Origin of the sequence: Streptococcus sp. HMSC077D04, assembly GCF_001808785.1 — a bacterium.
Classification (GTDB): Bacteria; Bacillota; Bacilli; order Lactobacillales; family Streptococcaceae; genus Streptococcus; species Streptococcus mitis_BX.
The window spans coordinates 1,192-6,206 of the sequence record NZ_KV794544.1; the positions used below are offsets into that span (position 1 = coordinate 1,192).

At 42.3% G+C, this 5,015-nt stretch carries 5 protein-coding genes and 1 pseudogene; 5 read left to right on the plus strand and 1 reads right to left on the minus strand.

Features of this window, described 5'->3' with window-relative positions; translation table 11 throughout:
- Positions 1-440: pseudogene (locus tag HMPREF2701_RS10755) on the minus strand (transposase family protein); the annotation flags it as partial.
- Between the two features lie 103 nt (positions 441-543).
- Here HMPREF2701_RS10755 and HMPREF2701_RS06925 point away from each other — a divergent pair.
- From HMPREF2701_RS06925 to HMPREF2701_RS06945, 5 genes are all read left to right on the plus strand, one after another.
- Positions 544-1,455, plus strand: a complete 912-nt coding sequence (locus HMPREF2701_RS06925) for a DMT family transporter (protein WP_061590569.1) — start codon at positions 544-546, stop codon at positions 1,453-1,455.
- Between the two features lie 228 nt (positions 1,456-1,683).
- Positions 1,684-2,382 carry a 2,3,4,5-tetrahydropyridine-2,6-dicarboxylate N-acetyltransferase gene (dapD, locus tag HMPREF2701_RS06930; RefSeq protein ID WP_000127460.1) on the plus strand — a complete coding sequence of 233 codons (699 nt, stop codon included), beginning with the start codon at positions 1,684-1,686 and terminating at the stop codon, positions 2,380-2,382.
- 67 nt (positions 2,383-2,449) lie between these two features.
- Positions 2,450-3,580, plus strand: coding sequence for an N-acetyldiaminopimelate deacetylase (locus HMPREF2701_RS06935; protein WP_070482556.1), 1,131 nt, complete (start codon positions 2,450-2,452; stop codon positions 3,578-3,580).
- Positions 3,581-3,591: 11 nt separating this feature from the next.
- Positions 3,592-4,131 carry a 5-formyltetrahydrofolate cyclo-ligase gene (locus HMPREF2701_RS06940; RefSeq protein ID WP_061590567.1) on the plus strand — a complete coding sequence of 180 codons (540 nt, stop codon included), beginning with the start codon at positions 3,592-3,594 and terminating at the stop codon, positions 4,129-4,131.
- Positions 4,115-4,792 (plus strand): rhomboid family intramembrane serine protease, encoded by a 678-nt coding sequence (locus tag HMPREF2701_RS06945; RefSeq protein WP_061590566.1) that lies wholly within the window; start codon positions 4,115-4,117, stop codon positions 4,790-4,792. The genes HMPREF2701_RS06940 and HMPREF2701_RS06945 overlap by 17 nt, the downstream gene beginning before the upstream one ends.
- Positions 4,793-5,015 lie beyond the last annotated feature (223 nt).

Sequence of the window (5,015 nt, forward strand, 5' to 3'; positions counted from 1 at the left end):
TCGGTCATAGAAGTCTTTTCAATCAGCTTTTGAGTAATCTTTTGGTTGATGATACGAGGGATTTGGTGATTCCTCTTGACGATAGAAGTCTCAGCCACTATCGTTTTTGAACAGTGATAGCACTTGAATCGACGCTTGCTAAGCAGAATTCTAGCAGTCATACCAGTCGTTTCAAGGTAAGGAATCTTAGACAGTTTTTGAAAGTCATATTTCTTCATTTGACTTCCCACAATGAGGACAAGATGGGGCATCGTATTCCAGTTTAGAGATGATTTACTTGTGGGTATTCCTATTGATAACAGCTAAATTCCCAAACTAAGTTACACCGCTAGTAAAAGTGGAAGTTACTTTGAGAAGTTACCCTTATTGATAGCATCCATAATTTGGATATTAGGATCTTTAATATCGAGTAGTTTTGTGATAAAGTGTAGTTGTTCCATATGATTCTTTCTAATGAGTTGTTTGGTAACTTTTCATTATAGATCTTATGGGACTTTTCTATTGCCACTTTTTTCTTTTTTCCTTTCGTGTTACAATAAAGGTATGAATCAGTATCAGAAAAAGATTGTTAAAGGAACAATTTATTCGCTCCTATCCGGCTTAATCTGGGGAATCTGTGGAATTTTAGGAGAATATTTCTTTACTTATTATCAAGTGTCCTCTGGCTGGATTACCTCTATGCGTTTGACACTGGCAGGGAGTCTTGTGCTCATTTGGTCTGCAGTGCAATTAAAATCGCAAGTGCTAGATATTTGGCGAGATAAGAAAAATTACCTGCCCTTTTTAGCTTATTCTATTTTGGGGATTTTTTCAGTTCAGTATTTTTTCTATCTCTGTGTAGAATACTCAAATGCAGCTACAGCAACTATTTTACAGTTTATCAGTCCAGTCTTTATCCTCTTTTACAATCGCTTGGTTTATCAAAAACGAGCGTCAAAAAGCGCTATTTTCTATGTTTTGGTTGCCATGCTGGGTGTTTGCTTGATGGCGACAAAGGGAGATCTCTCTCAATTATCCATGACACCGCTAGCACTTGTGACGGGTTTGCTGAGTGCCATGGGGGTCATGTTTAATGTTATCTTGCCTCAACCTTTTGCGAAGCGCTATGGTTTTGTACCCACGGTTGGGTGGGGTATGATTTTAGCAGGTTTATTTAGCAATGTTCTCTCACCAGTTTATCAGCTTTCCTTTACTCTTGATATTTTGAGTATCTTGATTTGTCTCATTATCGCTTTCTTTGGGACGGCTTTTGCCTTTTTCATTTCTATGAAGGCTGTGTCCTTGGTTTCTCCCTTGGTGGTTTCCGTTATTAGTGCCAGTGAACCTCTCTCTTCTGCCCTTTTGAGTGTTTTATTTTTAGGATTGGTAGTGGATTGGTCCCTTCTTCTAGCTATGGCCCTTATTATTTTGCCCATGATTTTCCTATCGGTAGAAGAAGCGAAAGAAAGTAAATAAAAAGTCTTTTCTTAATTCTAAAAGTGTGCTATACTAGAACAGTCAATAAAACACGGGGAGATAGTTGTGAAGAGTGTTTTTAGGTTGTATCGGTAGGGGCTTGCTTTTACCGACAGCACGTTTTATCTCACATCCCTAAAAATCATACCTAAAAACAAACAAAAAGGCTTCAAATTTGAGGCCTTTTTTGGTAGAATAGGTATCATTAAAATGAACTAGGAGGCGCCTATGACTGCTACAAAAATGAACGCACAAGAAATTATTCAATTTATCGCCAATGCTGAAAAGAAAACCAGTGTTAAAGTAACCTTTGAAGGACAACTTGCAACTGCTGTACCAAGCTCTGTTGTCAAACTAGGGAATGTCCTATTCGGAGATTGGAAGGACGTGGCTCCGCTTCTCGATGGTTTGGTAGAAAATCAAGACTATGTTGTTGAGCAAGATGCTCGCAATTCTGCAGTTCCCTTGCTAGACAAACGTGCTATCAATGCTCGTATCGAGCCAGGTGCTATTATCCGTGACCAAGTTGAAATTGGTGACAATGCTGTTATCATGATGGGAGCAGTTATCAATATCGGTGCTGAAATTGGTGCAGGAACTATGATTGACATGGGTGCTATCCTTGGTGGCCGTGCTATCGTTGGGAAAAACAGCCACGTTGGTGCAGGTGCAGTTTTGGCAGGTGTGATTGAGCCAGCTAGCGCAGAACCAGTCCGTGTTGGAGACAATGTTCTCATCGGTGCCAACGCAGTGGTTATCGAAGGGGTCCAAATCGGTAGTGGTTCAGTTGTCGCAGCAGGAGCTATTGTTACCCAAGATGTCCCAGAAAACGTGGTGGTAGCAGGTGTTCCAGCTCGCATTATCAAAGAGATTGATGCTCAAACCCAACAAAAAACAGCGCTAGAGGATGCGCTTCGTACCTTATAATTGTAAAAGTGATAAAGAGGCGGAACCCTTCTTCCAGCCTCTTTCTGCTATATAGGAGGACAGATAGATGTTAGATTTGATTCAGACTAGACGGGATTTGCACCAGATTCCAGAGATTGGCTTGGAGGAGTTCAAGACTCAGGCTTATCTGCTGGATGTGATTGAGAAATTGACTGCGGGCAAGAATTTTGTTCAAGTTTGTACTTGGCGGACAGGGATTTTGGTCTATTTGCAGGGAAGTCAGCCAGAGCGGACCATTGGTTGGCGAACAGACATTGATGGTCTTCCTATCGTCGAACAAACAGGCCTTTCTTTCGCTTCTCAGCACCAAGGTCGTATGCACGCTTGTGGCCATGATTTCCACATGACTATTGCTTTAGGCTGTCTTGAGCGAGCCCTTGAGGAGCAACCAAAGAACAATCTGCTCTTTCTGTTTCAACCTGCTGAAGAAAATGAAGCTGGTGGCATGCTCATGTATGAGGATGGCGCTTTTGGAGACTGGTTGCCAGACCAGTTTTATGGGCTTCATGTTCGGCCAGATTTGAAGGTTGGACAGATTGCGACCAATACTCATACACTCTTTGCAGGTACTTGCGAGGTGAAGATCCGTTTCAAAGGCAAAGGAGGACATGCAGCCTTTCCACATGAAGCTAATGACGCCTTGGTGGCGGCTAGTTACTTTGTGACCCAGGTGCAGTCAGTTGTCAGCCGCAATGTCAACCCAATCGAGGGAGCAGTGGTGACCTTTGGTCTTTTCCAAGCTGGAACAACCAACAATGTCATCACAGACACAGCCTTTTTACATGGAACTATTCGGGCCTTGACTCAGGACATGAGTCTCTTGGTACAAAAGCGGGTCAAAACAGTTGCAGAAGGAGTTGCAGCTGCCTTCGATATGGAAGTCGAAGTGGAACTCAAACAAGGTGGTTACCTGCCTGTTGAGAACCATCCAGCCTTGGCGCGTGAACTGATGGACTTCTTTGAAGAAAAAGACGGAATCGAGTTGATTGATATCGAACCTGCTATGACAGGTGAAGACTTTGGTTACCTCCTTTCAAAAGTTGATGGCGTTATGTTCTGGCTAGGTATTGATAGTCCCTACGCCCTTCATCACCCTCAGATGAGTCCTAAGGAAGAAGCATTAGCTATTGGGGTGGATGCGGTCTCTAGTTTCCTCAAAAAGAAGGCAGCAGAGTAGAGGGGTTGTCTATGAAATCGGAATTACGTAAGCAAGTCTTACAAGAAATGAAGGTTTTACCTCGAGAGCAAAAACAATTTATAGACCAAGCTTTAACTGAGCGACTTTTACACCATCCCTTCTACCAAGAAGCTAAGGTCATCGCAAGCTACCTCTCTTTTCCTCATGAGTTTCAAACGCAGGAACTGATTGAGCAGGCGCTTAAGGACGGTAAGAAGGTTTTGATACCCAAAACTTATCCCAAGGGGCGCATGGACTTTGTGGTTTATGATCCGCAACAACTGGTCAAAACTGCCTTTGGCTTACTGGAACCGCAAGGAAGTTTAGAAGTGGTGGAGCCGTCTCAGATTGACTTAATTCATGTTCCGGGCTTGGCTTTTACGACGGAAGGATATCGGATTGGATACGGTGGAGGTTATTATGACCGTTATTTGGAACATTTTTCTGGTCATACTTTGAGTACGATATATCCTTGTCAAATTCAGGACTTTATCCCTGAAAAGCATGATATTCCTGTTCAGGAGGTATTAATTGATGAAGGAAATCTTTGATAGACGTTATCCTGTGACGAGTTTCTTCCTTTTTGTGACGGCCTTGGTATTTTTACTAATGTTGGTCACTGCAGGTGGAAACTTTGACAGGGCAGATACATTATTTCGATTTGGAGCCATGTATGGGCCAGCTATTCGCCTCTTTCCTGAGCAAATTTGGCGTCTCTTCTCTGCCATTTTTGTTCATATTGGGTGGGAGCATTTCATTGTCAATATGCTTTCGCTCTATTATCTTGGTAGGCAAGTAGAGGAAATTTTCGGATCCAAGCAGTTTTTCTTTCTCTATCTATTATCTGGAATGATGGGCAATCTCTTTGTTTTTGTATTTAGTCCCAAATCCTTAGCAGCAGGAGCCTCTACCTCTCTTTATGGGCTATTTGCCGCGATTATTGTTCTTCGCTATGCTACTCGGAACCCCTATATCCAGCAGCTAGGCCAATCTTATCTGACACTTTTTGTGGTTAACATTATTGGAAGTGTTCTGATTCCAGGAATCAGCCTAGCAGGCCATATCGGTGGTGCAGTCGGCGGAGCATTTCTAGCAGTTATCTTTCCAGTTCGAGGAGAAAGAAGGATGTATGGTACCAGCCAGAGGTTAGGAGCGGTAGTGTTATTCGTAGGACTCGCAGTTTTGCTTTTCTACAAGGGAATGGGGTTGTGACGACTAATATGTAAACTTGAATAAGAAAAAAGCTACTTAAAAAATGAGTAGCTTTTAATATGGGTTGGAACCATTCGAAACAACACAGCTCTAAAACCGGTTAGTTTTTGTTTAAAACTCCCAATGTGTTTTGGAACCATTCGAAACAACACAGCTCTAAAACTTCTTTTTCGAGTTTTGAGTTATTAGCTTTGTTTTGGAACCATTCGAAACAACACAGCTC